The sequence below is a fragment of the Klebsiella sp. WOUb02 genome, assembly GCF_050058015.1.
In the GTDB taxonomy this organism is placed as follows: domain Bacteria; phylum Pseudomonadota; class Gammaproteobacteria; order Enterobacterales; family Enterobacteriaceae; genus Klebsiella.
This window is the reverse complement of sequence record NZ_CP170110.1, coordinates 2,469,705-2,494,992: the sequence shown is the minus strand read 5'-3', so window position 1 is coordinate 2,494,992 and position 25,288 is coordinate 2,469,705. Positions and strand designations below refer to the sequence as shown.

The 25,288-nt window shown below is 56.3% G+C and carries 16 protein-coding genes and 5 pseudogenes; 15 read left to right on the top strand and 6 right to left on the bottom strand.

The annotated features are described in order from the left end of the window. Positions 1–10: 10 nt before the first annotated feature. The 3 genes from cyoA to ABOC21_RS18940 all read right to left on the bottom strand — a co-directional run bounded on the left by cyoA (position 11) and on the right by ABOC21_RS18940 (position 3,566). The gene (cyoA, locus tag ABOC21_RS18950; RefSeq protein ID WP_045854215.1) at positions 11–958 is read right to left on the bottom strand and encodes a cytochrome o ubiquinol oxidase subunit II; all 948 of its coding nucleotides are present in this window, start codon (positions 956–958) and stop codon (positions 11–13) included. Between the two features lie 508 nt (positions 959–1,466). Continuing rightward, the gene (gene ampG / locus ABOC21_RS18945) at positions 1,467–2,942 is read right to left on the bottom strand and encodes a muropeptide MFS transporter AmpG (RefSeq protein WP_426812872.1); all 1,476 of its coding nucleotides are present in this window, start codon (positions 2,940–2,942) and stop codon (positions 1,467–1,469) included. 45 nt (positions 2,943–2,987) lie between these two features. Next, the gene (locus tag ABOC21_RS18940) at positions 2,988–3,566 is read right to left on the bottom strand and encodes a lipoprotein (RefSeq protein ID WP_004858708.1); all 579 of its coding nucleotides are present in this window, start codon (positions 3,564–3,566) and stop codon (positions 2,988–2,990) included. Positions 3,567–3,868: 302 nt separating this feature from the next. On the opposite strand from ABOC21_RS18940, the gene bolA reads away from it, so the two are divergent. The 9 genes and pseudogenes from bolA to ABOC21_RS18895 all read left to right on the top strand — a co-directional run bounded on the left by bolA (position 3,869) and on the right by ABOC21_RS18895 (position 14,349). Then, complete coding sequence (gene bolA / locus ABOC21_RS18935; RefSeq protein WP_041144317.1) at positions 3,869–4,186, top strand: transcriptional regulator BolA; 318 nt, start codon at positions 3,869–3,871, stop codon at positions 4,184–4,186. A gap of 344 nt (positions 4,187–4,530) precedes the next feature. Beyond that, positions 4,531–5,830: pseudogene (gene tig / locus ABOC21_RS18930) on the top strand (trigger factor). A gap of 359 nt (positions 5,831–6,189) precedes the next feature. Next, a complete protein-coding gene (gene clpP, locus ABOC21_RS18925; RefSeq protein ID WP_064149328.1) occupies positions 6,190–6,813 on the top strand; it encodes an ATP-dependent Clp endopeptidase proteolytic subunit ClpP in 624 nt (207 codons plus the stop codon). A gap of 132 nt (positions 6,814–6,945) precedes the next feature. Then, positions 6,946–8,220 (top strand): ATP-dependent protease ATP-binding subunit ClpX, encoded by a 1,275-nt coding sequence (gene clpX / locus ABOC21_RS18920; protein ID WP_426812871.1) that lies wholly within the window; start codon positions 6,946–6,948, stop codon positions 8,218–8,220. A gap of 185 nt (positions 8,221–8,405) precedes the next feature. Then, positions 8,406–10,761 (top strand): annotated as a pseudogene (gene lon, locus ABOC21_RS18915) (endopeptidase La). A gap of 207 nt (positions 10,762–10,968) precedes the next feature. Next, positions 10,969–11,241, top strand: a complete 273-nt coding sequence (gene hupB / locus ABOC21_RS18910) for a nucleoid-associated protein HU-beta (protein ID WP_002444653.1) — start codon at positions 10,969–10,971, stop codon at positions 11,239–11,241. Between the two features lie 213 nt (positions 11,242–11,454). Next, entirely contained in the window at positions 11,455–13,329 is a 1,875-nt protein-coding gene (gene ppiD, locus ABOC21_RS18905) for a peptidylprolyl isomerase (RefSeq protein WP_426812870.1), read from the top strand. Between the two features lie 148 nt (positions 13,330–13,477). Continuing rightward, positions 13,478–13,840 carry a ComEA family DNA-binding protein gene (locus ABOC21_RS18900; RefSeq protein ID WP_426812869.1) on the top strand — a complete coding sequence of 121 codons (363 nt, stop codon included), beginning with the start codon at positions 13,478–13,480 and terminating at the stop codon, positions 13,838–13,840. Between the two features lie 110 nt (positions 13,841–13,950). After that, entirely contained in the window at positions 13,951–14,349 is a 399-nt protein-coding gene (locus ABOC21_RS18895) for a YbgC/FadM family acyl-CoA thioesterase (RefSeq protein ID WP_426812868.1), read from the top strand. Between the two features lie 98 nt (positions 14,350–14,447). Here ABOC21_RS18895 and queC read toward each other — a convergent pair whose 3' ends face one another. Both queC and ABOC21_RS18885 read right to left on the bottom strand, forming a co-directional pair. After that, positions 14,448–15,143: a 7-cyano-7-deazaguanine synthase QueC gene (gene queC, locus ABOC21_RS18890; RefSeq protein ID WP_426812867.1), complete on the bottom strand. Its 696-nt coding sequence runs from the start codon at positions 15,141–15,143 to the stop codon at positions 14,448–14,450. A gap of 63 nt (positions 15,144–15,206) precedes the next feature. After that, positions 15,207–16,910: pseudogene (locus tag ABOC21_RS18885) on the bottom strand (SgrR family transcriptional regulator). Positions 16,911–17,253: 343 nt separating this feature from the next. On the opposite strand from ABOC21_RS18885, the gene cof reads away from it, so the two are divergent. After that, entirely contained in the window at positions 17,254–18,072 is an 819-nt protein-coding gene (cof, locus tag ABOC21_RS18880) for an HMP-PP phosphatase (RefSeq protein ID WP_426812866.1), read from the top strand. A 60-nt stretch (positions 18,073–18,132) separates the two neighbouring features. Here the strand turns inward: cof and ABOC21_RS18875 are convergent, their stop codons facing one another. After that, the gene (locus ABOC21_RS18875) at positions 18,133–19,185 is read right to left on the bottom strand and encodes a PLP-dependent cysteine synthase family protein (RefSeq protein ID WP_426812865.1); all 1,053 of its coding nucleotides are present in this window, start codon (positions 19,183–19,185) and stop codon (positions 18,133–18,135) included. 115 nt (positions 19,186–19,300) lie between these two features. Here ABOC21_RS18875 and ABOC21_RS18870 point away from each other — a divergent pair, with 115 nt between their 5' ends. The 5 genes and pseudogenes from ABOC21_RS18870 (at position 19,301) to amtB (ending at position 25,251) form a co-directional block, all read left to right on the top strand. Then, positions 19,301–19,759 carry an Lrp/AsnC family transcriptional regulator gene (locus tag ABOC21_RS18870; protein ID WP_426812864.1) on the top strand — a complete coding sequence of 153 codons (459 nt, stop codon included), beginning with the start codon at positions 19,301–19,303 and terminating at the stop codon, positions 19,757–19,759. A 42-nt stretch (positions 19,760–19,801) separates the two neighbouring features. Then, a pseudogene (locus ABOC21_RS18865) lies at positions 19,802–21,575 on the top strand (SmdA family multidrug ABC transporter permease/ATP-binding protein). Next, positions 21,568–23,347 (top strand): annotated as a pseudogene (locus ABOC21_RS18860) (SmdB family multidrug efflux ABC transporter permease/ATP-binding protein). The pseudogenes ABOC21_RS18865 and ABOC21_RS18860 overlap by 8 nt, the downstream one beginning before the upstream one ends. 242 nt (positions 23,348–23,589) lie before the next feature. Then, on the top strand, positions 23,590–23,928 hold the full coding sequence (gene glnK / locus ABOC21_RS18855) for a P-II family nitrogen regulator (RefSeq protein ID WP_004858743.1): 339 nt from the start codon (positions 23,590–23,592) through the stop codon (positions 23,926–23,928). 33 nt (positions 23,929–23,961) lie between these two features. Next, positions 23,962–25,251 carry an ammonium transporter AmtB gene (gene amtB, locus ABOC21_RS18850; protein ID WP_426812863.1) on the top strand — a complete coding sequence of 430 codons (1,290 nt, stop codon included), beginning with the start codon at positions 23,962–23,964 and terminating at the stop codon, positions 25,249–25,251. Positions 25,252–25,288 lie beyond the last annotated feature (37 nt).

Here is a 25,288-nt window from a genome sequence, read left to right as displayed (position 1 = left end):
CCTCGGTCCCTTAGTGAGCGGTTTCCGCGTGGCTCATGTCCATGCCTTCCATTCCTTCGTGCGCTGCGTGCTCGCCTTCAGGTTGGGACATGTCCATGCTCTTGCCGTGAGACATGAATTTGCCGATAACGTCTTTAAACAAATCTGGCTTCACGTTAGAGAAGTATTCCACTTTGTTGTATTCGCTAGGCGCAGCCACTTTTTCGAAGGCAGCCATGGAATCCATGGTGTTCGAAGACTGTTTAACTTTCGCTACCCACTGATCGAAAGATGCACGATCCGGCGTGGCGAAAGCTTTGAACTTCATTCCTGAGAAGCCCGGGCCGCTGTAGCTGGCGGAGATACCGTCATAAGTGCCAGTTTCGTTCGCGATGAGGTGCAGTTGAGTCTGCATCCCGGCCATTGCGTAGATCTGGCTGCCTAAACGTGGGATAAAGAACGAGTTCATCACGGAGTTAGAGGTCACTTTGAAGTGTACCGGTACGTTCGCCGGGAAGGCGATTTCGTTGACGGTAGCAATACCCTGTTCCGGATAGATAAAGAACCATTTCCAGTCCATCGATACAACTTCGATGACGATCGGGTTCTCTTCGTGAGCAAGCGGTTTGCTTGGCTCGAGTGCGTGAGTGGTTTTCCAGGTCAGAACGGCCAGGAACAGAATGATCAGGATAGGAACCGTCCAGACCACAGCTTCAACTTTGTTGGAGTGTGACCAGTTCGGGCTATACTTCGCATCTTTATTGCTCGCGCGATACTTCCAGGCAAATCCTACAGCCATTAAGACGGCGGGAATAACGACAATCATCATCAGGCCAAAGGCCGTCAGTATCAAAGAACGTTGCTCCAGTCCAATCTGTCCTTTTGGGTCAAGGAGCGCAGAATCACAACCACTGAGTAATACAGTACCTGCGATTAATGACATCCATCCCAAACTTTTATTGTATTTCCTAAGTCTCATTGAACGACCTCAATTCCACGGAATCTGGTGGCGCTTAAAGTGTGCGGGCATTTTACGGGAAGGTTGCATTACTGTAAACATGATTGGAGCTGTGTCAGTTCCGTGTTAGTGGGTTCTGCTTGCTTTGTCACATATGTAACCGAGTATGACTCTGCCCGCTTGCAAAGCCCGATTCGCGCCGGATCTATAACGAAAGGGATAAGAATGAAGTTGCTTATGGGGTAATGGGTATAACCATCGAGAAAATAACACAACTAATTAACATTTAATTATCAAATAAAAGACATCGCCAAAGTGGCAAAATAAATGGCCTTTGCTGAATCGTTTAAATTATTTAATGAATTGAATAAAAGTTGTCAATAATTTCCCAAAATGTAAAACGCACAAAACAACAAATGAAAAAAGGAAAATATAAAATCGTTAATAAACCGTTATAATTACGTTTAGTGATTAAAGCGGCTTATTAACTTTTCGCGAAGACGCCGGACCTCTGGCGCTGCGGGCTTCCCTAAGCCAGCTCCGTTTTGCTCAGCGCCAGGTAGTCGAGAAGGCTGCCGAGCAAAATACCGGCAACGGCGGTCAGCGCCGCAATCTCCAGCAGGCCGGATAAGAAGGAAAACGAAGTGTAATCAAGGGCGTTCAGCACCAGCAGCAGCAGCCATACCGCCAGCATGACGCAGCCGATAGCCAGCACCATCAGGGCCAGCGAATAGGCCCGCGGATAGTGCGTGCGCGGCATAAACGCCTCCGTGCGCTGGGTATGTTCCAGCGTGCGCCGGCAGATAAGCAGCAGTACGATGCCGGGAACGGCCGCCGCCACCGAGAAGAGATAAAACGTCGGCCAGCCGTGGGCTTCAACAAACCAGCCGGCAATCGGCCCGACGTACACGCGACCGACGGCGGAGAGCGCCGACAGCAGCGCAAACTGGGTGGCGGAGAATGATTTATTGCACAGCGTCATCAGCAGCGCGACAAACGCCGCGGTCCCCATCCCGCCGCACAGGTTTTCGAAAAATACCGCCGTGGCCATCGAGTAAATATGCTTATCGGTAATCGACAGCAGCCAGTAGCCGGCGTTGGAGACCCCCTGCAGCAGGCCGAAAATCAGCAGGGCGCGGAACAGGGTCAGGCGCTGCATTAACGCACCGCCGTACAGGGCGCCAATAATCGTGGCAAACAGCCCCAGCGTTTTATTCACCATTCCAACTTCACCGGCGTCAAAACCAACGCCGCGGATCAGAAAAGTGGTCGTCAGGCTCATCGCGAAAGCGTCGCCGAGCTTATAAAGGACGATTAACAGCAGGATCAGCCAGGCGTTGTTGCGGCTGAAGAAATCGCGGAGCGGTTCCGCGACGGCCTGCTCAAGGCTTTTCGGTACCGGGATCGCGTCGCTGGGCTCCGGCGCCAGCAGAGTGGCGATGATGCACGGGACCAGCAGCGCGGCCATCAGCCAGTACATGCCCTGCCAGCCCAGCCAGCGGTCGGCCAGCCACAGCGCCAGGCCGCCGGAAACCAGCATGCCCAGGCGGTAGCCCAGCACGCTAACCGCGGCGCCGGCTCCGCGCTCCTCGGCGGCCAGAATGTCGGTTTTCCACGCGTCGAAGACGATGTCCTGCGAGGCGGAACAGAAGGCGATAACCACCGCCAGCGCCGCCATCCAGCGCAGCTGCGTCGACGGCTCAAGGAAGCCCATAGCCGCGATGGCGATAAGCAGCAGAAACTGCGTCGTCAGCAGCCAGCCGCGGCGCCTGCCGAGAAACGGCGGCGTGTAGCGGTCCATCACCGGCGACCACAGGAACTTAAAGACGTAGGCCTGGCCGACGAGCGAAAAGAAACCGATGGTTTTCAGATCGATATTCTCGACGGTCATCCACGCCTGCAGCGTGCCGGAGGTGAGGGCGAGCGGCAAACCGGAAGCAAAGCCAAGGATCAGCAAAATAGCTGATTTAGGCTGCTGAAAGATACGTAAGTAGTGACTGGACATGGGCCTGTAGCACGGACCCGACCGTCGGCCGGGTCCGTGATGTTATTAACGCGCGTTTTGCTTGATGAAGTCGTGGATGCTGGTGTCCTGCGCCATATCGGCGATCGTGTCGGTCAGAACGCTGTTCACCGCATTGGCAATATTCTGGTTGGAGGCCTGGAATGCGCCTTCCACGGAGTAGCTGGCGCGGTAGTTTTTGGTCATCTTCGTGCCGTTCGCCGCGGTGGCGATGATGGCGATATCCGCTTTCGTGGCGATGTTGTAACGCACGTTGCCCTGGGAAACGTCGGCGTACAGCTTATTCACGATGATTTGCAGGTCGACGGCGCCGTTCGGCCCAATCATATAGCCACGGGCGGTCATCTGTTTCTCCAGCACTTCCTGCAGCAGGAAGCGGAGATCGCGGGAAGCGGTCAGCGTCACCTGCTGATTATCGCGGGTCACTTTGGCCAGGGCCTGGTCCGGACGCTGATCGGCGCCGTTAATGCTAACGGTAACGCCCATCAGGCTCGGGTCCTGCTGCGGCAGGGACATTTTCGGCGATACGTCAATAGTGGTCGGCGGTGTGGCGCATCCTGCCAGCATAAACATTGCGACCAGCGGGAAAAGAATTTTCTTAAACATGTTCAGGGGTCTCAAGGCATGGTGTTGTGATGAGGAAATTGCCGTCATCATAACATCGCCAACGGCGAGGGGAAGTGGCAACGTATGTAAATTCATCGCGCTGTGCGTTTTCTGGCCTTCTTCCCATTTTTATGGCGATCCGGACGGACATTACGGCATACAGAGCCAGTAAACTTGATACTTTTGAATGAAAATATAAGAGAAATGCTAATTTTTTGTTGTTTTCCGGTAATGGAAACGGTAAAAGCGGCTAACATTTAAAAGGAATGGCGGCATCCCAGCGTTGTCGGAGGAGAAAATTCATGATGATACGTGAACAGATCGAAGCAAAACTTAGGGCAGCGTTCGACCCCGTGTATCTCGAAGTCGTGGATGAAAGTTATCGCCACAATGTTCCTGCGGGCTCCGAGAGTCATTTTAAAGTGGTATTGGTGAGCGATCGTTTCACCGGCGAGCGTTTTCTCAGCCGTCACCGTATGATTTACGGTACATTGACCGAGGAGTTGTCAGGCCCCGTGCACGCGCTGGCGCTGCATACCTATACGATTAAAGAGTGGGAAGGACTCCAGGACACCGTCTTTGCTTCCCCTGCCTGTCGCGGCGCCGGAAGCATCGCGTAGAAATCCCATTTGCAACCGACGGAGCTTTTCCAGTATGTTGCGTGAAGATTTATCAGAAAACGGCCTACGGGCCGTTTTATTTTGCCTGGAAAATGTGCGCTATGGTCACTTTTCCAGGTCAATTTGCGCGAGAAATGTGAAAAATGCCGCAGCAGTGGGCGACAACCGTTCTCGACTCGCAAAAGTGATGCCGCTATAATGCCGCGTCTTATATGAATGTCTTCGGGATGATTCTGACGACAGGGAATGTGTTTCTGAAGTGAAGAGGGCATCCCGGTTCTGCGAAGCAACCTACACGCGCTTCCAGAGTTGACCGAGCACTGTGATTTTTTTGAGGTAACAAGATGCAAGTTTCAGTTGAAACCACTCAGGGCCTTGGGCGCCGTGTAACGATTACTATCGCTGCTGACAGCATCGAGAATGCTGTCAAAAGTGAGCTGGTCAACGTAGCGAAAAAAGTTCGCATTGACGGCTTCCGCAAGGGTAAAGTGCCGATGAATGTTGTCGCTCAGCGTTATGGCGCATCCGTTCGCCAGGACGTGCTGGGTGACCTGATGAGCCGTCACTTCGTTGACGCGATCATCAAAGAGAAAATCAATCCGGCTGGCGCGCCGAACTACGTTCCGGGCGAATACAAGCTGGGTGAAGACTTCACCTACGCGGTAGAGTTCGAAGTTTATCCGGAAGTTGAGCTGCAGGGTCTGGACGCGATCGAAGTTGAAAAACCGGTTGTTGAAGTGACCGACGCTGACGTCGACACCATGCTGGACACCCTGCGTAAGCAGCAGGCGAACTGGAAAGACAAAGACGGCGCTGTTGATGCAGAAGACCGCGTAACCATCGACTTCAGCGGTTCCGTTGACGGCGAAGAGTTCGAAGGCGGCAAAGCCTCTGACTTCGTACTGGCGATGGGCCAGGGTCGTATGATCCCGGGCTTTGAAGACGGTATCAAAGGCCACAAAGCTGGCGAAGAGTTCACTATCGACGTGACCTTCCCGGAAGAATACCACGCGGAAACTCTGAAAGGTAAAGCGGCTAAGTTCGTTATTAACCTGAAGAAAGTGGAAGAGCGTGAGCTGCCGGAACTGACTGCAGAATTCATCAAGCGTTTCGGCGTTGAAGATGGTTCCGTAGAAGGTCTGCGCGCTGAAGTGCGTAAAAACATGGATCGTGAGTCTGAAAGGCGCCGTGCGTAACCGCGTGAAGACTCAGGCTATCGAAGGTCTGGTGAAGGCTAACGAAATCGACGTTCCTGCGGCACTGATCGACAGCGAAATCGACGTTCTGCGTCGTCAGGCTGCTCAGCGCTTTGGCGGTAACGAAAAACAGGCTCTGGAACTGCCGCGTGAGCTGTTCGAAGAGCAGGCTAAACGCCGCGTTGTTGTTGGCCTGCTGCTGGGCGAAGTGATTCGTACCAACGAGCTGAAAGCTGAAGAAGACCGCGTGAAGGGCCTGATTGAAGAGATGGCTTCCGCTTACGAAGATCCGAAAGAAGTTGTTGAGTTCTACAGCAAAAACAACGAACTGATGGACAACATGCGTAACGTCGCTCTGGAAGAGCAGGCTGTTGAAGCGGTACTGGCGAAAGCTAAAGTATCCGAGAAAGCGACCTCTTTCAGCGAACTGATGAACCAGCAGGCGTAATTTCGCCCGGCGGTTTAAGGTTCGAGCAAAACCCGTTGCCGAGAGGCTGCGGGTTTTTTTTTAGAACAATGATAGCGTTAGGGTGAGTGCGAAAAGCCGATTTCAGTGATAGCGTTACGACAAAAGATTGTTATGCTTGAATTATGGCGACGTCGCCCCCATTACCGGGGAACGTAACTGCACGCGTGAAATCATGCATAATGACGAAGCGTGTCTGGCCGCCATCATTGAGGACGCAGGAATTCAGCTTAAGCAGCGGTAATTCGAACGATGACGGGCAGAAGACTCTGGCTGATAATCCGTCCATAAGGTTACAATCAGTGCAGCAGGTTTATTCAAAATTAATCCAGGAGACGGAAATGTCATACAGTGGCGAACGAGATAACTTTGCACCCCATATGGCCCTGGTGCCGATGGTCATTGAACAGACCTCGCGCGGTGAACGTTCTTTTGATATCTATTCCCGTCTGCTCAAGGAGCGCGTCATTTTTCTGACCGGCCAGGTGGAAGACCACATGGCGAACCTGATCGTGGCGCAGATGCTTTTTCTGGAAGCAGAAAACCCGGAAAAAGACATTTACCTGTACATTAACTCTCCGGGCGGGGTGATTACCGCCGGGATGTCGATTTACGACACCATGCAGTTCATCAAGCCTGACGTGAGCACCATCTGTATGGGCCAGGCGGCGTCAATGGGCGCGTTCCTGCTGACCGCAGGGGCGAAAGGGAAGCGTTTCTGCCTGCCGAACTCCCGCGTGATGATCCACCAGCCGCTGGGCGGCTATCAGGGTCAGGCAACGGATATCGAAATTCACGCCCGTGAAATCCTGAAGGTGAAGGGGCGCATGAATGAACTGATGGCGCACCATACGGGTCAATCCCTTGAGCAGATCGAGCGCGACACCGAGCGTGACCGCTTCCTGTCTGCAGTTGAAGCGGTGGAATACGGCCTGGTCGATTCCATTTTGACCCATCGTAATTGATGCCCGTGGCGCAAGGGTGCCGCTATACTTGTCTGAAGTAGGGCGGCACAACGTTTACCAGCGGCTTGCGCCTGAGAATGGCATTTGCGTCGTCGTGTGCGGCACAAAGAACTTAATAAGAGGTTTGGACTCATGACAGATAAACGCAAAGATGGATCGGGCAAATTGTTGTACTGCTCTTTTTGCGGCAAAAGCCAGCATGAAGTGCGTAAGCTGATCGCCGGGCCATCCGTGTATATCTGCGACGAATGCGTTGATTTATGTAACGACATCATTCGCGAAGAGATTAAAGAAGTCGCGCCGCATCGCGAGCGCAGTGCACTGCCGACTCCACACGAGATTCGCCACCATCTTGACGATTACGTTATCGGCCAGGAGCCGGCGAAAAAAGTGCTGGCAGTGGCGGTATACAACCACTACAAGCGCCTGCGCAATGGCGATACCAGCAACGGCGTGGAGCTGGGGAAAAGCAACATTCTGCTGATTGGGCCAACGGGCTCCGGTAAGACTCTGCTAGCGGAAACGCTGGCTCGCCTGCTGGATGTACCGTTCACCATGGCTGACGCCACCACCCTGACCGAAGCCGGCTACGTGGGTGAGGACGTTGAAAACATCATTCAGAAACTGCTGCAGAAATGCGATTACGACGTGCAGAAAGCGCAGCGCGGCATCGTGTATATCGATGAAATCGACAAAATTTCCCGTAAGTCGGATAACCCGTCGATTACCCGCGATGTTTCTGGTGAAGGCGTGCAGCAGGCGCTGCTGAAGCTGATCGAAGGCACCGTTGCCGCCGTTCCGCCTCAGGGCGGGCGCAAGCACCCGCAGCAGGAGTTCTTGCAGGTCGACACCTCCAAAATTCTGTTTATCTGCGGCGGCGCGTTTGCCGGCCTGGATAAGGTGATTTCCCATCGTGTAGAAACCGGATCGGGTATTGGTTTCGGCGCGACGGTAAAAGCCAAATCGGACAAAGCGAGCGAAGGCGAACTGCTGTCTCAGGTTGAGCCGGAAGATCTGATCAAATTTGGTCTGATCCCGGAGTTTATCGGCCGTCTGCCGGTGGTCGCAACGCTGAACGAGCTGAGCGAAGAAGCGCTGATTCAGATCCTGAAAGAGCCGAAAAACGCCCTGACCAAGCAGTATCAGGCGCTGTTCAATCTTGAAGGCGCTGAGCTGGAGTTCCGCGATGAAGCGCTGGACGCTATCGCCAAGAAAGCGATGGCGCGTAAAACCGGCGCTCGCGGCCTGCGTTCTATCGTAGAAGCGGCGCTGCTCGATACCATGTACGACCTCCCGTCGATGGAAGATGTCGATAAAGTGGTCATCGACGCTTCGGTTATCGACGGACAAAGCAAGCCGCTGCTGATTTACGGGAAACCGGAAGCGCAGCAGGCATCTGGTGAATAATTAGCCAGGTCACTCAAGTAGTTAACCAAAAAGGGGAGATTTTATCTCCCCTTTTGTTTTTCCTGCATTCCTGCCGTTGAATGTGTGGATTACATCCCCATATACTGGATTACATATTAACGGCGACGCGATCGAGAGTCGTGCCGCCGGCTACCAGGCGGACTTTAAACTAAGAGAGAGCTTCTATGAATCCTGAGCGTTCTGAACGCATTGAAATCCCCGTATTGCCGTTGCGCGATGTGGTGGTTTATCCGCACATGGTCATACCCCTGTTTGTAGGGCGGGAAAAATCTATCCGTTGTCTTGAAGCGGCTATGGACCATGATAAAAAAATCATGCTGGTTGCGCAGAAAGAAGCTTCAACGGATGAGCCGGGTGTAAATGATCTTTTCACCGTCGGGACCGTGGCGTCAATTTTACAGATGCTGAAGCTGCCTGATGGCACGGTAAAAGTGCTGGTTGAAGGCCTGCAGCGGGCGCGTATTTCCGCATTATCCGATGACGGCGAGCATTTTTCAGCGAAAGCGGAATACCTTGAATCGCCTGCTATTGAAGAGCGCGAGCAGGAAGTGCTGGTTCGCACGGCTATCGGTCAGTTTGAAGGCTACATCAAGCTGAACAAAAAAATCCCCCCGGAAGTGCTGACGTCGCTGAATAGCATCGACGATCCCGCGCGTCTGGCGGACACCATCGCGGCGCACATGCCGCTGAAGCTGGCGGACAAACAGTCCGTGCTGGAGATGTCCGACGTTAACGAACGTCTGGAGTATCTGATGGCGATGATGGAATCAGAAATCGATCTGCTGCAGGTTGAGAAACGCATTCGCAACCGCGTTAAAAAGCAGATGGAAAAGTCCCAGCGTGAGTACTATCTGAATGAGCAGATGAAGGCCATCCAGAAAGAGCTCGGCGAGATGGACGATGCCCCGGACGAAAACGAAGCGTTGAAGCGTAAAATCGACGCGGCGAAAATGCCGAAAGAGGCGAAAGAAAAAACCGAAGCGGAACTGCAAAAGCTGAAGATGATGTCGCCGATGTCGGCGGAAGCCACCGTCGTACGCGGCTACATCGACTGGATGGTGCAGGTGCCGTGGAACGCCCGCAGCAAGGTCAAAAAAGATCTGCGCCAGGCGCAGGAGATCCTCGATACCGACCACTACGGTCTGGAACGCGTGAAGGATCGTATTCTTGAGTATCTCGCAGTGCAGAGCCGCGTGAACAAGCTCAAAGGGCCGATTCTGTGCCTGGTTGGGCCGCCGGGGGTAGGTAAAACCTCTCTGGGTCAATCCATCGCCAAAGCCACCGGACGTAAATACGTGCGTATGGCGCTGGGCGGCGTGCGTGATGAAGCGGAAATCCGTGGTCACCGCCGAACCTACATCGGTTCAATGCCGGGTAAACTGATCCAGAAAATGGCGAAAGTGGGGGTGAAGAACCCGCTGTTCCTGCTCGATGAGATCGACAAAATGTCCTCCGACATGCGCGGCGATCCGGCGTCAGCGCTGCTGGAAGTGCTGGATCCTGAACAGAACGTGGCCTTTAACGATCACTATCTGGAAGTGGACTACGATCTGAGCGACGTGATGTTCGTGGCGACCTCTAACTCCATGAATATACCGGCGCCGCTGCTTGACCGTATGGAGGTGATTCGTCTCTCCGGCTATACCGAAGATGAAAAACTGAACATTGCTAAACAGCATCTGCTGTCGAAGCAAATTGAGCGTAACGCGTTGAAAAAAGGCGAATTGACCGTTGAAGACAGCGCGATCGTCGGCATCATTCGCTATTACACCCGTGAAGCGGGCGTGCGTGCTCTGGAGCGTGAAATCTCCAAACTGTGCCGCAAGGCGGTTAAACAGACTGCTGCTGGATAAATCGCTCAAGCACATCACCATCAACGGCGATAACCTGCACGACTTCCTCGGAGTTCAGCGCTTTGACTACGGTCGTGCGGATAGCGAAAACCGCGTAGGTCAGGTTACCGGACTGGCGTGGACGGAAGTGGGCGGCGATCTGCTGACCATCGAAACCGCCTGCGTCCCGGGTAAAGGCAAGCTCACCTATACCGGTTCGCTCGGCGAAGTGATGCAGGAGTCCATTCAGGCGGCGCTGACCGTGGTGCGTTCTCGCGCGGATAAGCTGGGTATTAACTCAGATTTCTACGAAAAACGTGATATCCACGTCCACGTTCCGGAAGGGGCAACGCCAAAAGATGGTCCAAGCGCCGGTATTGCGATGTGTACCGCGCTGGTTTCCTGTCTGACGGGCAATCCGGTTCGCGCCGATGTCGCGATGACCGGGGAAATTACCCTGCGTGGCCAGGTGCTGCCAATCGGTGGTCTGAAGGAAAAACTGCTGGCGGCGCACCGCGGCGGCATTAAGACTGTTCTGATTCCTGACGAAAACAAACGTGACCTTGAAGAAATTCCAGATAACGTTATCGCCGATTTAGCTATCCATCCGGTGAAACGAATCGAAGAAGTTCTGGCACTTGCGCTGCAGAATGAGCCGTTTGGCATCGAGGTTGTCACGGCGAAATAGTGATGTTGCGCAAATTGCTCTAAGAAAAATAGGGCTGGTAAGCAAATTCGTGCTTGCCAGCCTTTTTTTGTGTAGCTAAGTTAGATCGCTGGCAGGGGGTCATCTACAACTCTGTTGTAAGGGCATGACAGTCCTGATATAACTGCTGCGCGGTCGTACCACGAAGGATTCTGGTGCGATATAAATTATAAAGAGAGGAAGAGAACAGTGAATAAATCTCAACTGATTGACAAAATTGCTGCGGGTGCGGACATTTCTAAAGCTGCAGCCGGACGTGCGTTAGATGCTTTAATTGCTTCTGTTACTGAATCTCTGCAGGCTGGGGATGACGTCGCGCTGGTAGGTTTTGGTACTTTTGCTGTTAAAGAGCGTGCTGCCCGTACCGGTCGCAACCCGCAAACAGGTAAAGAAATTACTATTGCCGCTGCTAAAGTTCCGGGTTTCCGTGCTGGTAAAGCGCTGAAAGACGCGGTTAACTGATCGGCTTCCCGTCAGGGAATTTGACGAAGTACAAGGGCGCATCGCGAGATGTGCCTTTTTTATTTGTCCAGAACGCGACTTTATCTGTGTTTGCGGACACTTGTGGGCTGACAATCACCCCATTTTCTTGTCAAAATAGGTCCTCACGCGCGGCGGCCATCACGTGCTATGCTGCGCGAGCTAAAGTCATCTACAGCGGAGCGTTGTTACACCATGATGGACAACCTACGCACGGCCGCCAACAGCGTCGTGCTCAAGATTATTTTCGGTATCATCATTGTCTCGTTCATTTTGACCGGGGTGAGTGGTTACCTGATTGGCGGCAACAGCAACTATGCCGCGAAAGTTAATGACCAGGAGATTGGTCGCTCACAGTTTGAAAATGCCGTTGCCAGCGAACGTAATCGCATGCAGCAGCAGCTCGGTGACCAGTTCTCTGAACTGGCGGCCAACGAAAACTACATGAAAACCATGCGTCAGCAGGTGCTGAACCGCCTGATCGACGAATCGCTGCTTGACCAATACGCGCGTGAACTCGGCCTGAGTGTCAGCGATGCCCAGGTGAAGCAGGCCATCTTCCAGACCCAGGCCTTCCAGTCTAACGGTAAATTTGATAACGAACGTTTTGGCGGCATCGTTAGTCAGATGGGCATGACCACCGACCAGTACGCCCAGGCATTGCGCAACCAGCTGACGACTCAGCAGCTGATCAACGCCGTTGCCGGTACCGACTTCATGCTGCCGGGCGAATCCGATCAGCTGGCGGCGCTGGTTTCTCAGCAGCGCGTGGTGCGTGAAGCAACGATTGACGTCAACGCGCTGGCGGCGAAGCAGACGGCGACCGATGCGGAAGTTGAGGCCTACTATCAGCAGAACCAGGCGCGCTTCATGGCGCCGGAGCAGTTCCGCGTGAGCTACATCAAAATGGATGCAGCGAGCATGCAGGAGAACGCTTCTGACGCGGAAATTCAGTCCTGGTACGACCAGCATCAGGATCAGTTCACTCAGCCGCAGCGTAACCGCTACAGCGTGATTCAGACGAAGACCGAAGCGGATGCGCAGGCCGTGCTGGACGAACTGAAAAAAGGCGCCGATTTCGCGACGCTGGCGAAAGAAAAATCTACCGACATTATCTCTGCCCGCAACGGCGGCGATATGGGCTGGCTGGAAGATGCGGCAACGGTTCCCGAGCTGAAAGAGGCCGGGCTGAAAGAAAAAGGCCAACTCTCCGGCGTGATCAAATCTTCCGTCGGTTTCCTGGTCGTGCGCCTGGTTGACGTTCAGCCTGCGCAGGTTAAACCGCTGGCCGACGTTCGTGCGGATATCGCAGCGAAAGTTAAGCAGGAAAAAGCGCTTGATGCGTACTACGCGCTGCAGCAGAAGGTGAGCGATGCCGCCAGCAACGATAATGAATCTCTGGCCGGCGCAGCGCAGGCCGCAGACGTTAAGGTTGCTGAAACGGGCTGGTTCGGACGCGACAATCTGCCGGAGGAGCTGAACTTTAAGCCGGTCTCCGACGCTATCTTTAACGGTGGCCTGGTGGGCGAAAACGGCGCGCCGGGCAGCAACTCCGATATCATCACCGTTGATGGCGACCGCGCCTTTGTGCTGCGCATCAGCGAGCATAAAGCGGAAGCCGTTAAACCGCTGGCGGAAGTCAAAACGCAGGTTACCGATATCGTTAAGCACACTAAAGCTGAGCAGCAGGCTAAGCTCGATGCGGACAAACTGCTGGCTGCCCTCAAAGATGGCAAAGGCGATGACGCGATGAAGGCTGCGGGCTTAAGCTTCGGCGCGGCGCAGACGCTGGCGCGTACCGGTCAGGATCCGCTGAGCCAGGCCGCGTTCGCCCTGCCGCTGCCGCAGGAAGGTAAAGCAAGCTATGGCGTGGGCAGCGATGTGAACGGTAACGTGGTCCTGCTGGCTCTGGATGCCGTTAAAGCAGGCGACATGCCGGCTGAGCAGAAACAAGCGATGGTGCAGGGTATTACGCAAAACAATGCCCAGATTGCTTTCGAAGCGCTGATGAGCAGCCTGCGTAAATCAGCGAAAATTAAGCTCGGTGACATCGTCGACCAGCAGCAATAATTTCGCGAGCACTCGCAAAAGCAAGTAACGTAATGCAATCCCCAAAGGCCGCTTTCGCGGCCTTTTCCATTTCTGGCATTCGCCTTTTGTCCTTCTTTTTTCCGCTCGCTATCGTGGCCTTGCTGTCTACAAAAAAGGAGAACACAGCATGAAACCAAAAGTTAAAGCGTTCGTTGTTGCCGCCGCATTACTTTGCGCTGCGGGAAGCCCGGTAGCGCTGGGGGCGCCTGCCGACGGTAAGGCGTCGGTAGCGACAGGTAAGGAGAGCCCGCGGGCTAAAGCGCCCGACTCGGCCAAAGCGGGGGAGTCGGGGTCGGGAAAGGTCAGCATCAATAGCGCCAGCGCGCAGGACCTGATGGAGGCGCTGAACGGCGTCGGTCTGAAGAAAGCGCAGGGGATTGTGAGCTATCGCGAAGAGTTCGGGCCGTTTAAGACTATCGACGATCTCAAGCAGGTTCCCGGAATGGGTCACGCGCTGGTAGAGCGCAACCTGGCGCATCTCACCCTGTAATTTTGCATCGGGGGTTTGCAGCAGCGCAAATCTTTGCCAGACTAAAGAGGTCACTCAAGTGGTGTGACCTCCTACCTCATTAACGATAATAAGACAAAGGCACTTGCGCTATGCAGACACAAATTAAAGTTCGCGGCTATCATCTGGACGTTTACCAGCACGTTAATAATGCCCGCTATCTTGAGTTCCTCGAGGAAGCGCGCTGGGATGGCCTGGAAAACAGCGCGGCGTTCCACTGGCTCACCGCGCGCAATATCGCGTTCGTGGTGGTGAATATCAATATTAACTACCGACGTCCGGCGGTTCTCGGAGATGTGTTAACCGTCACCAGCCGCCTGCAGCAGCTGAACGGCAAAAGTGGCACATTAAGCCAGACGGTAACCCTCAATCCGGAAGGCGAAGTGGTCGCCGATGCGATGATTACCTTTGTCTGTATTGATTTGAAAACTCAGAAGGCGCTGCCGCTGGACGGCGAGCTACGTGAGAAGCTTGAGCAGATGGAGCTGTAGCGGAAAGGGCCGGCGCGCATGTTTCCGCCGCGCTCTGGCCAGGATATCGCGCTTCCCCCGCTAAGCGAAGCGCGAGCGGGGGAAGCGTCTGGTGATGCTTACTGCAACCCTGTTTTTTGCTTCATCAGCGCCATGACGCCGACTCTATCGGCAAGGTACTGATTCAGGCCATTGGCGCGCAGGTTACAGGAGGCGCACTGCCCGCAGCCGTCACCCTTAATTCCGTTATAGCAGGTCAGGGTTTCGCTACGAATCAACTCCAGCTGGCCCCAGTAGTCGGCCAGCGCCCAGGTCTCAGCCTTGTTGAGCCACATCAGCGGCGTTTCAAAACGGATATCTTTTGCCATGCCCAGATTAACGGCGTGGTTGAGCGCCTTCACGAACTCGTCCCGGCAGTCGGGATAGCCGGAGAAGTCGGTCTCGCAAACGCCGGTGATGATCGCCTCTGCTTTAACCTGGTATGCGTAGATCGCCGTCAGGGTTAAAAAGAGGATATTACGCCCGGGAACGAAGGTGTTCGGAATCCCGCTGGCATCCGGTTCGTAGTCCGGAACCGGGATACTGTCGCGGGTCAGGCTGCTCACGGCAAGTTCATTGAGCAGGGTCACATCCAGTACCTTGTGGGCCACGGCGCCCAGCTTTAGCGCCAGCTCGCGAGCGACGTCGATTTCTGCGCGGTGGCGCTGCCCATAGTCAAAAGTGACGCAGTGCACTTCATCATACTGTTTCAGAGCCTGCACCAGACAGGTCGTTGAATCTTGTCCTCCGCTGAAGACAACTACGGCGCGTTTCATGGTCATTCCTGGCTATTAAAATGAAAGCGGTATGGTAGCGCTTGATGAGCGCGGCGACCAGCTTCATCGCGGCGATGAGGCCGGCAGCCAGGCGCTGGCGAAATCGAACCAGCCGCGCGCGTTAAGGCGCAGGCCGTTAACCCCCGGCGGTGCGCTAATGCGATAATTATAATTGAACAGCGGCGTCATGACGGCGTCGTCCATCAGCCGGTTGAATACGTTACGCAGGGCATCGTTACGGCTGCGCTCATCCGGCTGCATCTGTACCGCATCAAGCGTTGCCTGCAGATGAGCATACTGTGCCCCGGTCAGCAGGTTGGGCCACATGCTGTCGCAGCGTAGCCACTGCTCAAGGGTATATTCCGGCGCTTCACCGATCAGGCGATCGCCCATGATCAAATCCGCCTGCGCCAGTTCCTGGCAGCCGTCCCAGTTTTTGGCATCGTGAAAAATAAGCGTCAGGTCACAGCCGAGCTCGCTCAGCCGCCGCCGTAGCTGTTCGGCCATCGTATGCAGCTCAACCGGCAGATGGTAGAGCAGGGTAAGCCGTTCGGGCAGCGCGACCTGGCGGTTTTCAGGCTCCTGCGGAATTGACCATCCGGGCAGCACCTCGTTGCTGGGGGTAATCAGATCTTCGTCCAGCGGCAGCGTTTCCAGCAGCGAGGAGCGATGAATAAGCGCCACCAGCCGCTGGGCCTGGGCTTTGCTCAGGCGAGGGCTTTGGCGCAGCGTCAGGTAGCAAAAGCCCAGGCTAATGCTGTTGCTGACCTGACGAAGATCGGCCAGCTCATCGGCATCGCCAATCGTTATCTGCACCGGATGACGGCAGCTGGTGCCTAAATCCTGCTCAAAAAGCTGCGGGGTGATCCAATATTCGACGGCCTGGATTAGCGGATGATTTAGATGATATCGGGGATGATTCTCCAGCCGCACCAGCTCGGGGCTCAACAGCTTGAGGATAAACGGGCCGCTGCCGACTGTCTGGTCGTCGGGATGCGCGAGGACGCTGCAATAGCTGGCAAGGCGAAACGGCAGCCAGTAGTCCGGACGATGCAGCGTAATGGTCAGACGCTAGGCGTGGGTAACATCAATCCGGCTGATGCTGGCGAAGAGCGTACGCAATGCCGGGATCGTGAGCAGCATCAGCAGACGTTGCCGCAGTTGGGGCGTCTCTATCGGGTCGCCGTTATGCCAGAACAGCGTCGAGCGGATGTAAAAATGCCAACGCAATCCGTCCGCCGAGACTTGCCAATGATGAGCCAGGTCCCCCATCGGGCAGGTACTTTGCGCATCAAAACGCAGCAGGCCGGAAAATATCTGCCCGGCGAGGTGCTGTTCCGCCCGGCCGGGCAAAAAGCCGGGCCGCAGCGGTTCGAGCGGGCGATAGTAGGGGATACGCAGGGTCGGCGTATTGTTCTGCCACTGGCCGCCGAGGAAAGGCGACAGCAGCGCTTTAAGATCGACCGGCGCCAGCTGGGCCAGCTCCAGCGCGTTTTTCTGCTGCCCGCTATTGAGCGCCAGCTCCATCATCTCGTTACGCAGCATCTCCGGCGAGGTGTGAAAAAGAAGGGTGCCGCGCTTTCCACGGCCGGAGCTGGCCTGCCAGCTCAGCCAGCCGGCCTCCTGCGCCTGGCGCAACAACGTGCGGATATGACGTTCGCTGCAAAAACAGCGTTCAGCCAGCTCACCCACGGTAACCTGCTGCGGGGCGCCGGAAGAGGGCAGCCAGAGGCGCTGGTACTGGTTCAGCCTGTTCAGTAATCTCATATACACTTCATCCTTCAACCTGCCTCTGCGTTGGCTACGCTTGCTCACCCCGGTCACTTACTGGCGTAAGCCCCCAGGAATTCGCGCGCTTGCCGCCTTGATGCAGGCCGAATGATTTTGTGTATATTCACCTCACCTGACAAGACTGCCTCTGTGTTGGTCGTGTTGCTTGTGCTGCTTGCGGAGATTATCCGCCCCTTCCTTTGGCCTCGTCCATTTAAGGTCTGTGAGAGCGCGGTTAATAAACCCGGAACAATAAAAAATATCTATTCACTATTACTTCCGTATATCTCAGGCAATACTGGAGCACAAGCAAAACCCACCTCACCTCCGGGAGCAAAACATGGCCAGACTCGCTGCATTTGATATGGACGGTACGCTGTTAATGCCGGACCATCGTCTGGGAGAGCGCACGCTTTCGGCCCTGAAACGTCTGCGCGAGCGCGATATAACCCTGACCTTTGCCACCGGGCGCCATGCTCTGGAAATGCGCCACGTGATCGGCGAGTTCGCGCTCGACGCGTTCCTGATCACCGGCAACGGCACGCGCATCCACTCCCTGGAGGGAGAGGTACTGCATCAGTGCGATCTTGATCCGGGGGTTGCTGAACTCGTCCTGCACGGCGCCTGGGATACGGCGGCCAGCATGCACGTATTTAACGACGGCGGTTGGTTTACCGGGCAGGCGATCCCCGAGCTGCTGCAGGCGCATATCTTTAGCGGCTTCCGCTACCACATCCGTGATTTAAAACGCATGTCGGCGCACGAGGTTACCAAAGTGTGCTTCTGCGGCGATCATCAGGATCTCCAGCGGCTGAAAGTCCAGCTGACTGAAGCTTTGGGCGATCGCGCGCATATATGCTTCTCGGCCATTGAGTGCCTGGAAGTGCTGCCGAACGGCTGTAATAAGGGCGCGGCGCTGGCGGTGCTTAGCCAGCATCTTGGCCTGACGCTGCAGGATTGTATGGCGTTTGGTGACGCGATGAACGACCGCGAGATGCTGGGCTGCGTCGGGCGTGGGGTGATAATGGGCAACGCTATGGCGCAGCTCAAGGCTGAGCTGCCGCATTTACCGGTTATTGGAGACTGCCGCAACCAGGCCGTTTCCCACTTTTTAACGCATTGGCTGGATAATCCCGATCTTCCTTATTCCCCCGAATAATCAGACCATTCCAGCAAGCCAGGCCCGGGCATCGTGACGATGCATTAAGCCTGGCTTTTTTTATTGCGCTGCCACTCTTGCCGCAATTTTCGCCTGCCACGGCGCGATGTCGCCGATATTGGCCGCCACCCACTGCGGATTGTAGTAGCTTTCGAGGTAGCGCTCGCCGCTATCGCAGAGCAGGGTCACAATCGAGCCGGTCCGTCCTTCGGCGCGCATGCGGACGGCAAGCTCCAGCACGCCCCACATATTGGTGCCGGTGGAAGCCCCAACCTTACGGCCCAGCAGCGTTTCCAGCCACAGGGCGGTTGCGACGCTGGCAGCATCCGGCACGCGCAGCATTTCATCAACCACATCCGGAATAAATGACGGTTCGACGCGCGGGCGGCCGATGCCTTCTATTTTGCTGCCGATCGGGCTGCGCAGGTTGGCGTCGCGGCTCTGCCAGTAGTCGAGAAATACCGAGTTTTGCGGGTCAACCACCATCAGCTGGGTATCGTAGCCCTGGCTGCGAATATAGCGGCCGATCGTGGCCGAGGTCCCGCCGGTTCCCGCGCTCATCACGATATACGACGGCTGCGGATGCGGCTCATGGGTCATCTGGCGGAAGATGCTGTCGGCAATATTATTGTTTCCTCGCCAGTCGGTCGCCCGCTCGGCAAAGGTAAACTGGTCCATATAGTGGCCGTTCAGCTCGCGGGCCAGGGTTTCGGACGCGGCGTAGATTTCGCAGGCGCTGTTCACGAAATGGCAGCGGCCGCCGTAAAACTCGATCTGTTCGATTTTGCGCTTCGCCGTACAGGAGGGCATCACGGCAATGAACGGCAGGCCCAGCAGGCGGGCGAAGTAGGCTTCGGATACCGCGGTTGAGCCGGAAGAGGACTCGATAATCGTCGTCCCCTCTTTGATCCAGCCGTTGCACAGACCATACAGGAAGAGCGAGCGCGCCAGGCGGTGCTTCAGGCTGCCGGTGGGATGGGTACTTTCATCCTTCAGATAGATCTGGATCCCCGGGAAGCCGGGCAGCGCAAGGCGAATGAGGTGCGTGTCGGCGGATCGCTGATAGTCGGCGTTGATTTCGCTAATGGCGTGTTTTACCCAGGCGCTGTTCATCTTCATTTCCTGTTTATCATTTTGTGCCCAGCTTAAAGGAAGTCGAAGGAAAAATTGTTGCTATTTAGCCTTTGAATTACAATGAAAGGAGTAAATTTTTCTCTCGTGGTGAGCTATGTTAGATAAAATTGACCGTAAGCTGCTTTCTTTACTGCAAACGGACTGCACCCTTTCTTTGCAGGCGCTGGCTGATGCCGTTAATCTGACCACCACGCCCTGCTGGAAACGGCTGAAGCGGCTGGAAGATGAAGGTATCCTGCGCGAGCGGGTCGCGCTGCTCGATGCAGAAAAACTCGGTCTCGGCCTGACGGCCTTCGTGCTGATCAAGACCCAGCACCACAGCAGCGACTGGTACTGCCGCTTCGTGAGCGAGGTGACGCAAATGGCGGAAGTTCTCGGCTTCTGGCGCATGGCGGGGGAGTATGATTACCTGCTGCGGGTGCAGGTCGCGGATATGAAACGCTACGACGATTTTTATAAACGACTGGTGAACAGCGTTCCGGGGCTCTCCGATGTGACTTCGAGTTTCGCCATGGAACAGATAAAATACACCACGGCCTTACCGATTGATTAACGGCGTTTGCCGCGACGATTTATACACTCAGGATTTAACTGCTTGCGATTATTTGCTCAACTTAGCTGGTACTTCCGCCGGGAGTGGCGCCGTTATCTCGGCGCTATTGCTCTACTGGCCATTATCGCCGTCCTACAGCTGATCCCGCCTAAGGTGGTGGGGGTTGTGGTTGACGGCGTCACCAAAGAACATTACACCGCGGAAAAGGTGTGGATGTGGATTGGCGTGCTGGTACTGATCGCGATAATGGTTTACCTGCTGCGCTACGTCTGGCGCGTGCTGTTGTTTGGCGCCTCCTATCAGCTGGCCGTCGAGCTGCGGGAAGATTTCTATCGCCAGCTGAGCCGCCAGCATCCGGCCTTCTACCTGCGCCATCGCACCGGCGACCTGATCGCCCGCGCCACCAACGACGTTGACCGGGTGGTCTTCGCGGCGGGGGAGGGCGTGCTGACGCTGGTGGATTCGCTGGTGATGGGCTGCGCGGTGCTGATCGTGATGTCGACGCAAATCAGACTGGCAGCTGACGCTGCTGGCGCTGCTGCCGATGCCGGTGATGGCGCTGGTGATTAAGCGCAACGGCGATGCGCTGCACGAGCGTTTTCGCGTGGCGCAGGCGGCGTTCTCAAGCCTCAACGATCGAACCCAGGAAAGCCTGACCAGCATCCGCATGATTAAAGCCTTTGGCCTGGAAGATCGGCAGTCGGCGCAGTTCGCGGCCGACGCGGAGGATACCGGTAAGAAAAATATGCGCGTGGCGCGTATCGATGCGCGCTTTGATCCGACGATCTATATCGCCATCGGGACCGCCAATCTGCTGGCGATCGGTGGCGGGAGTTGGATGGTGCTGCAGGGCAGCATGACCCTGGGTCAGCTCACCAGCTTTGTTATGTATCTGGGGCTGATGATTTGGCCGATGCTGGCGCTGGCGTGGATGTTTAATATCGTCGAGCGCGGCAGCGCGGCCTATAGCCGAATTCGCACCATGCTGGAGGAAGCGCCGGCAGTCAACGACGGTAGCGAAACGGCGCCGGAAGGACGCGGAACGCTGAGCGTCGCCGTGCGCGAGTTTATCTATCCGCAGGCCAGTAAAGCATCTCTGGAAAAGGTCAATTTTGTGCTGCAGCCGGGGCAAATGCTCGGTATTTGCGGGCCAACCGGCTCGGGGAAAAGCACGATTCTGGCGCTGATACAGCGCCACTTCGACGTCACCCAGGGAGATATCCGCTTTCACGATATTCCTTTAACCCGGCTCCAGCTGGACGGCTGGCGCGGTCGGCTGGCGGTGGTCAATCAGACGCCGTTCCTGTTTTCCGACACCGTGGCAAATAACATCGCGCTCGGCAGGCCCGAGGCGACGGCCGAGCAAATTGAGCGCGTGGCGCGCCTTGCCAGCGTCCACGAGGATATTCTGCGCCTGCCTCAGGGCTACGAGACCGAGGTGGGCGAACGCGGCGTGATGCTCTCCGGCGGGCAGAAACAGCGCATTTCCATTGCCCGCGCGCTGCTGCTGGAGGCGGAAATTCTGATTCTTGACGATGCCCTGTCGGCGGTCGATGGCCGTACGGAGCACCAGATACTGTATAACCTGCGGCAGTGGGGAGAGGGCCGGACGGTGATTATCAGCGCCCATCGGTTATCGGCATTGACGGAAGCCAGCGAAATTCTGGTCCTGCAGCACGGCCATATTGCCCAGCGCGGCCGCCATGAGGTGCTGGCAGCGCAGCCGGGCTGGTATCGCGATATGTACCGCTATCAGCAGCTGGAGGCGGCGCTGGATGACGCCCCTCATGAACTTGAGGAGGCTGCCGATGCGTAGTTTTACCGAACTCTGGCCGACCCTAAAACGCCTGCTGACCTACGGCTCGCCGTGGCGCAGGCCGCTGCTGATCGCGGTAGGAATGATGTGGGTTGCGGCGGCGGCTGAAGTCAGCGGCCCGCTGCTGATCAGCTACTTCATCGACAATATGGTGGCGAAGAATTCGCTGCCGCTGAAGCTGGTTAGCGGCCTCGCGGTGGCCTATATCGGCCTGCAGATCCTCGCGGCGACGCTGCACTACAACCAGTCGCTGCTGTTTAACCGCGCCGCCGTCGGCGTCGTTCAGCAGCTGCGTAGCGACGTGATGGACGCGGCGCTGCGCCAGCCGCTCAGCGAATTCGATACTCAGCCGGTCGGGCAGCTTATCTCCCGGGTGACCAACGATACCGAGGTGATCCGCGATCTCTACGTCACCGTGGTGGCGACGGTGCTGCGCAGCGCGGCGCTGATTGGCGCAATGCTGGTGGCGATGTTCAGCCTCGACTGGCGCATGGCGCTGGTGGCGTTGGCGATTTTCCCGGCGGTGCTGATCGTCATGATGATCTATCAGCGCTACAGCACGCCTATCGTCCGGCGGGTGCGCGCCTGGCTGGCGGATATCAACGACGGCTTTAATGAAGTGATTAACGGCATGGGCGTTATCCAGCAGTTCCGCCAGCAGGCGCGGTTCGGCGAGCGGATGCGCGAGGCCAGCTATGCTCACTATCTGGCGCGCATGCAAACGCTGCGTCTCGACGGCTTCCTGCTGCGCCCGCTGCTCAGCCTGTTCTCGACGCTGGTGCTGTGCGGGCTGCTGATGCTCTTTGGCTTCAGCGCCACGGGAACCATTGAGGTTGGGGTGCTGTATGCCTTTATCAGCTATCTCGGTCGGCTGAACGAGCCGCTGATTGAGCTGACCACGCAGCAGTCGATGCTGCAGCAGGCGGTGGTGGCCGGCGAGCGGGTCTTCGAGCTGATGGATCGGCCGCGCCAGACGTGGGGACAGGACGATGCGCCGCTGCGCAGCGGGACGGTATCGATTGAGGATCTCTCATTCGCCTACCGCGGCGATCGGCTGGTGCTGCAGGATATTAATCTGGAGATTCCGTCCCGCAGCTTTGTGGCGCTGGTGGGCCACACCGGCAGCGGTAAAAGTACGCTCGCCAGCCTGATGATGGGCTACTACCCGCTGAGCAAAGGCGAGATCCGTATTGACGGCCGCCCGCTCTCCTCTTTAAGCCACGGCGCATTACGCCAGGGCGTCGCGATGGTGCAGCAGGATCCGGTGGTGCTGGCCGATACCTTCTACGCCAACGTTACTCTCGGTCGCGATATCAGCGAGGCGCAGGTCTGGGACGCGCTGGAAGCCGTGCAGGCTGGCGGAGCTGGCGCGCGGCATGGAGGGTGGGCTCTATACCCAGCTGGGCGAACAGGGCAACAATCTCTCGGTGGGACAGAAGCAGCTGCTGGCGCTGGCGAGGGTGCTGGTTGATACGCCGCAGATACTGATTCTTGACGAGGCTACTGCGAATATCGACTCCGGCACCGAGCAGGCTATCCAGCAGGCGCTGGCAAGGGTTCGCCAGAACACCACGCTGGTTGTGATTGCCCACCGCCTGTCGACGATAGTCGAAGCGGATACGATTCTGGTCCTGCATCGCGGCCAGGCCGTTGAGCGCGGAAACCATCAGCAGCTGCTGGCGGAAAAAGGGCGCTACTGGCAGATGTATCAGCTGCAGCTGGCCGGCGAAGAGCTGGCGGCAAGCTCGCAGGAAGAGTCTCTTATTGCCTGATGCACTATAAGCAGGCAGCGATCCCGCGGCGATATCGCATGGTGCAAAAATGTAACCTTTTATGCACTGAAATGGTGCGTTTTTAGGCGTCGCCGGGCGCTTTCTCCCTCGCTCCCGGGCCGTTTCTCTCTTTTCCTCATCAAAAGGGCCGCTTCGCGGTCCTTTTTCATTTCTGGCATAGCCTTTGCTTTATTCCCTGTGTGTTAGCTGCTGCCATTACGAATTCTGATCGGAGGGGACTTATGAAGCTGGTTACCGTGGTAATCAAACCGTTTAAACTGGAAGACGTTCGCGAAGCGTTATCTTCCATCGGCATTCAGGGCCTTACGGTCACTGAAGTGAAGGGGTTTGGCCGCCAGAAAGGCCATGCTGAGCTGTACCGTGGCGCCGAATATAGCGTTAACTTTTTGCCGAAGGTAAAAATTGACGTCGCGATTGCCGACGATCAGCTTGATGAGGTCGTCGACGTCATCAGTAAAGCGGCATACACCGGAAAAATTGGCGATGGCAAAATTTTCGTCGCCGAGCTGCAGCGCGTTATTCGCATCCGCACCGGCGAAGCCGACGAAGCGGCACTGTAACGTCCAGACCACACAGTGATGGGGATTGAGAAGATGAAAATAGCAACAACAATGAAAACAGGTCTGGGTGCGCTGGCGCTACTCCCGGGATTGGCCATGGCCGCACCGGCGGTGGCGGATAAAGCCGATAACGCCTTTATGATGATCTGCACCGCGCTGGTGCTGTTTATGACGATTCCGGGCGTCGCGCTGTTTTACGGCGGCCTGATTCGCGGCAAAAACGTGCTCTCCATGCTGACTCAGGTGATTGTCACCTTTGCGCTGGTGTGCATTCTGTGGGTGGTTTATGGCTATACCCTGGCGTTCAGCACCGGCGGCAGCTTCTTCGGTGACTTCAACTGGGTCATGCTGAAAAATATTGAGCTGAAAGCGCTGATGGGCTCCTTCTATCAGTACATCCATGTCGCTTTCCAGGGCTCGTTCGCCTGTATCACCGTGGCGCTGATCGTCGGCGCGCTGGCGGAGCGTATTCGCTTCTCCGCGGTGCTGATTTTTGTGGTGGTGTGGATGACGCTCTCCTACGTGCCGATTGCGCATATGGTGTGGGGCGGCGGTCTGCTGGCGACGCACGGCGCGCTGGATTTTGCCGGCGGCACCGTTGTGCACATCAACGCGGCCGTTGCCGGGCTGGTGGGCGCCTATATGATGGGCAAACGCGTCGGCTTTGGCAAAGAAGCGTTCAAACCGCATAACCTGCCGATGGTCTTCACCGGTACCGCGATTCTGTATGTCGGCTGGTTTGGCTTCAACGCCGGCTCCGCGAGCGCGGCAAACGAAATTTCTGCCCTGGCCTTTGTGAACACCGTTGTGGCGACAGCCGCCGCGATTCTGGCCTGGACCTTCGGCGAGTGGACGACCCGTGGTAAACCGTCGCTGTTAGGCGCTTGTTCCGGGGCGATTGCCGGCCTGGTTGGCATTACGCCGGCATGCGGCTACGTCGGGATTGGCGGTGCGCTGATTGTCGGTCTGGCGTCCGGTCTTGCGGGTCTGTGGGGCGTAACTGTACTGAAACGCTGGCTGCGCGTTGACGACCCGTGCGATGTGTTCGGCGTGCATGGCGTCTGCGGCATCATCGGCTGTATTCTGACCGGTATCTTTGCCGCTACCTCGCTGGGCGGCGTCGGTTACGCAGAAGGGGTGACTATGGGCCATCAGCTGCTGGTTCAGCTGGAAAGCGTCGCCATCACCATCGTCTGGTCCGGCATCGTCGCCTGGATCGGCTATAAAGTTGCGGATATGACGGTCGGTCTGCGCGTACCTGAGGAGCAGGAGCGCGAAGGTTTGGACGTCAACAGCCACGGCGAAAACGCCTACAACGCCTGATCTTTGTGTTATCTCCAGTAGTAGCAAAGCCTCCCTC

Bases quoted from the DNA above. Each gene is read 5' to 3' on its own strand.
- cyoA (WP_045854215.1), bottom strand. From the start codon at position 958: ATGAGACTTAGGAAATACAATAAAAGTTTGGGATGGATGTCATTAATC.
- ampG (WP_426812872.1), bottom strand. From the start codon at position 2,942: ATGTCCAGTCACTACTTACGTATCTTTCAGCAGCCTAAATCAGCTATT.
- ABOC21_RS18940 (WP_004858708.1), bottom strand. From the start codon at position 3,566: ATGTTTAAGAAAATTCTTTTCCCGCTGGTCGCAATGTTTATGCTGGCA.
- bolA (WP_041144317.1), top strand. From the start codon at position 3,869: ATGATGATACGTGAACAGATCGAAGCAAAACTTAGGGCAGCGTTCGAC.
- clpP (WP_064149328.1), top strand. From the start codon at position 6,190: ATGTCATACAGTGGCGAACGAGATAACTTTGCACCCCATATGGCCCTG.
- clpX (WP_426812871.1), top strand. From the start codon at position 6,946: ATGACAGATAAACGCAAAGATGGATCGGGCAAATTGTTGTACTGCTCT.
- ppiD (WP_426812870.1), top strand. From the start codon at position 11,455: ATGATGGACAACCTACGCACGGCCGCCAACAGCGTCGTGCTCAAGATT.
- ABOC21_RS18900 (WP_426812869.1), top strand. From the start codon at position 13,478: ATGAAACCAAAAGTTAAAGCGTTCGTTGTTGCCGCCGCATTACTTTGC.
- ABOC21_RS18895 (WP_426812868.1), top strand. From the start codon at position 13,951: ATGCAGACACAAATTAAAGTTCGCGGCTATCATCTGGACGTTTACCAG.
- queC (WP_426812867.1), bottom strand. From the start codon at position 15,143: ATGAAACGCGCCGTAGTTGTCTTCAGCGGAGGACAAGATTCAACGACC.
- cof (WP_426812866.1), top strand. From the start codon at position 17,254: ATGGCCAGACTCGCTGCATTTGATATGGACGGTACGCTGTTAATGCCG.
- ABOC21_RS18875 (WP_426812865.1), bottom strand. From the start codon at position 19,185: ATGAACAGCGCCTGGGTAAAACACGCCATTAGCGAAATCAACGCCGAC.
- ABOC21_RS18870 (WP_426812864.1), top strand. From the start codon at position 19,301: ATGTTAGATAAAATTGACCGTAAGCTGCTTTCTTTACTGCAAACGGAC.
- glnK (WP_004858743.1), top strand. From the start codon at position 23,590: ATGAAGCTGGTTACCGTGGTAATCAAACCGTTTAAACTGGAAGACGTT.
- amtB (WP_426812863.1), top strand. From the start codon at position 23,962: ATGAAAATAGCAACAACAATGAAAACAGGTCTGGGTGCGCTGGCGCTA.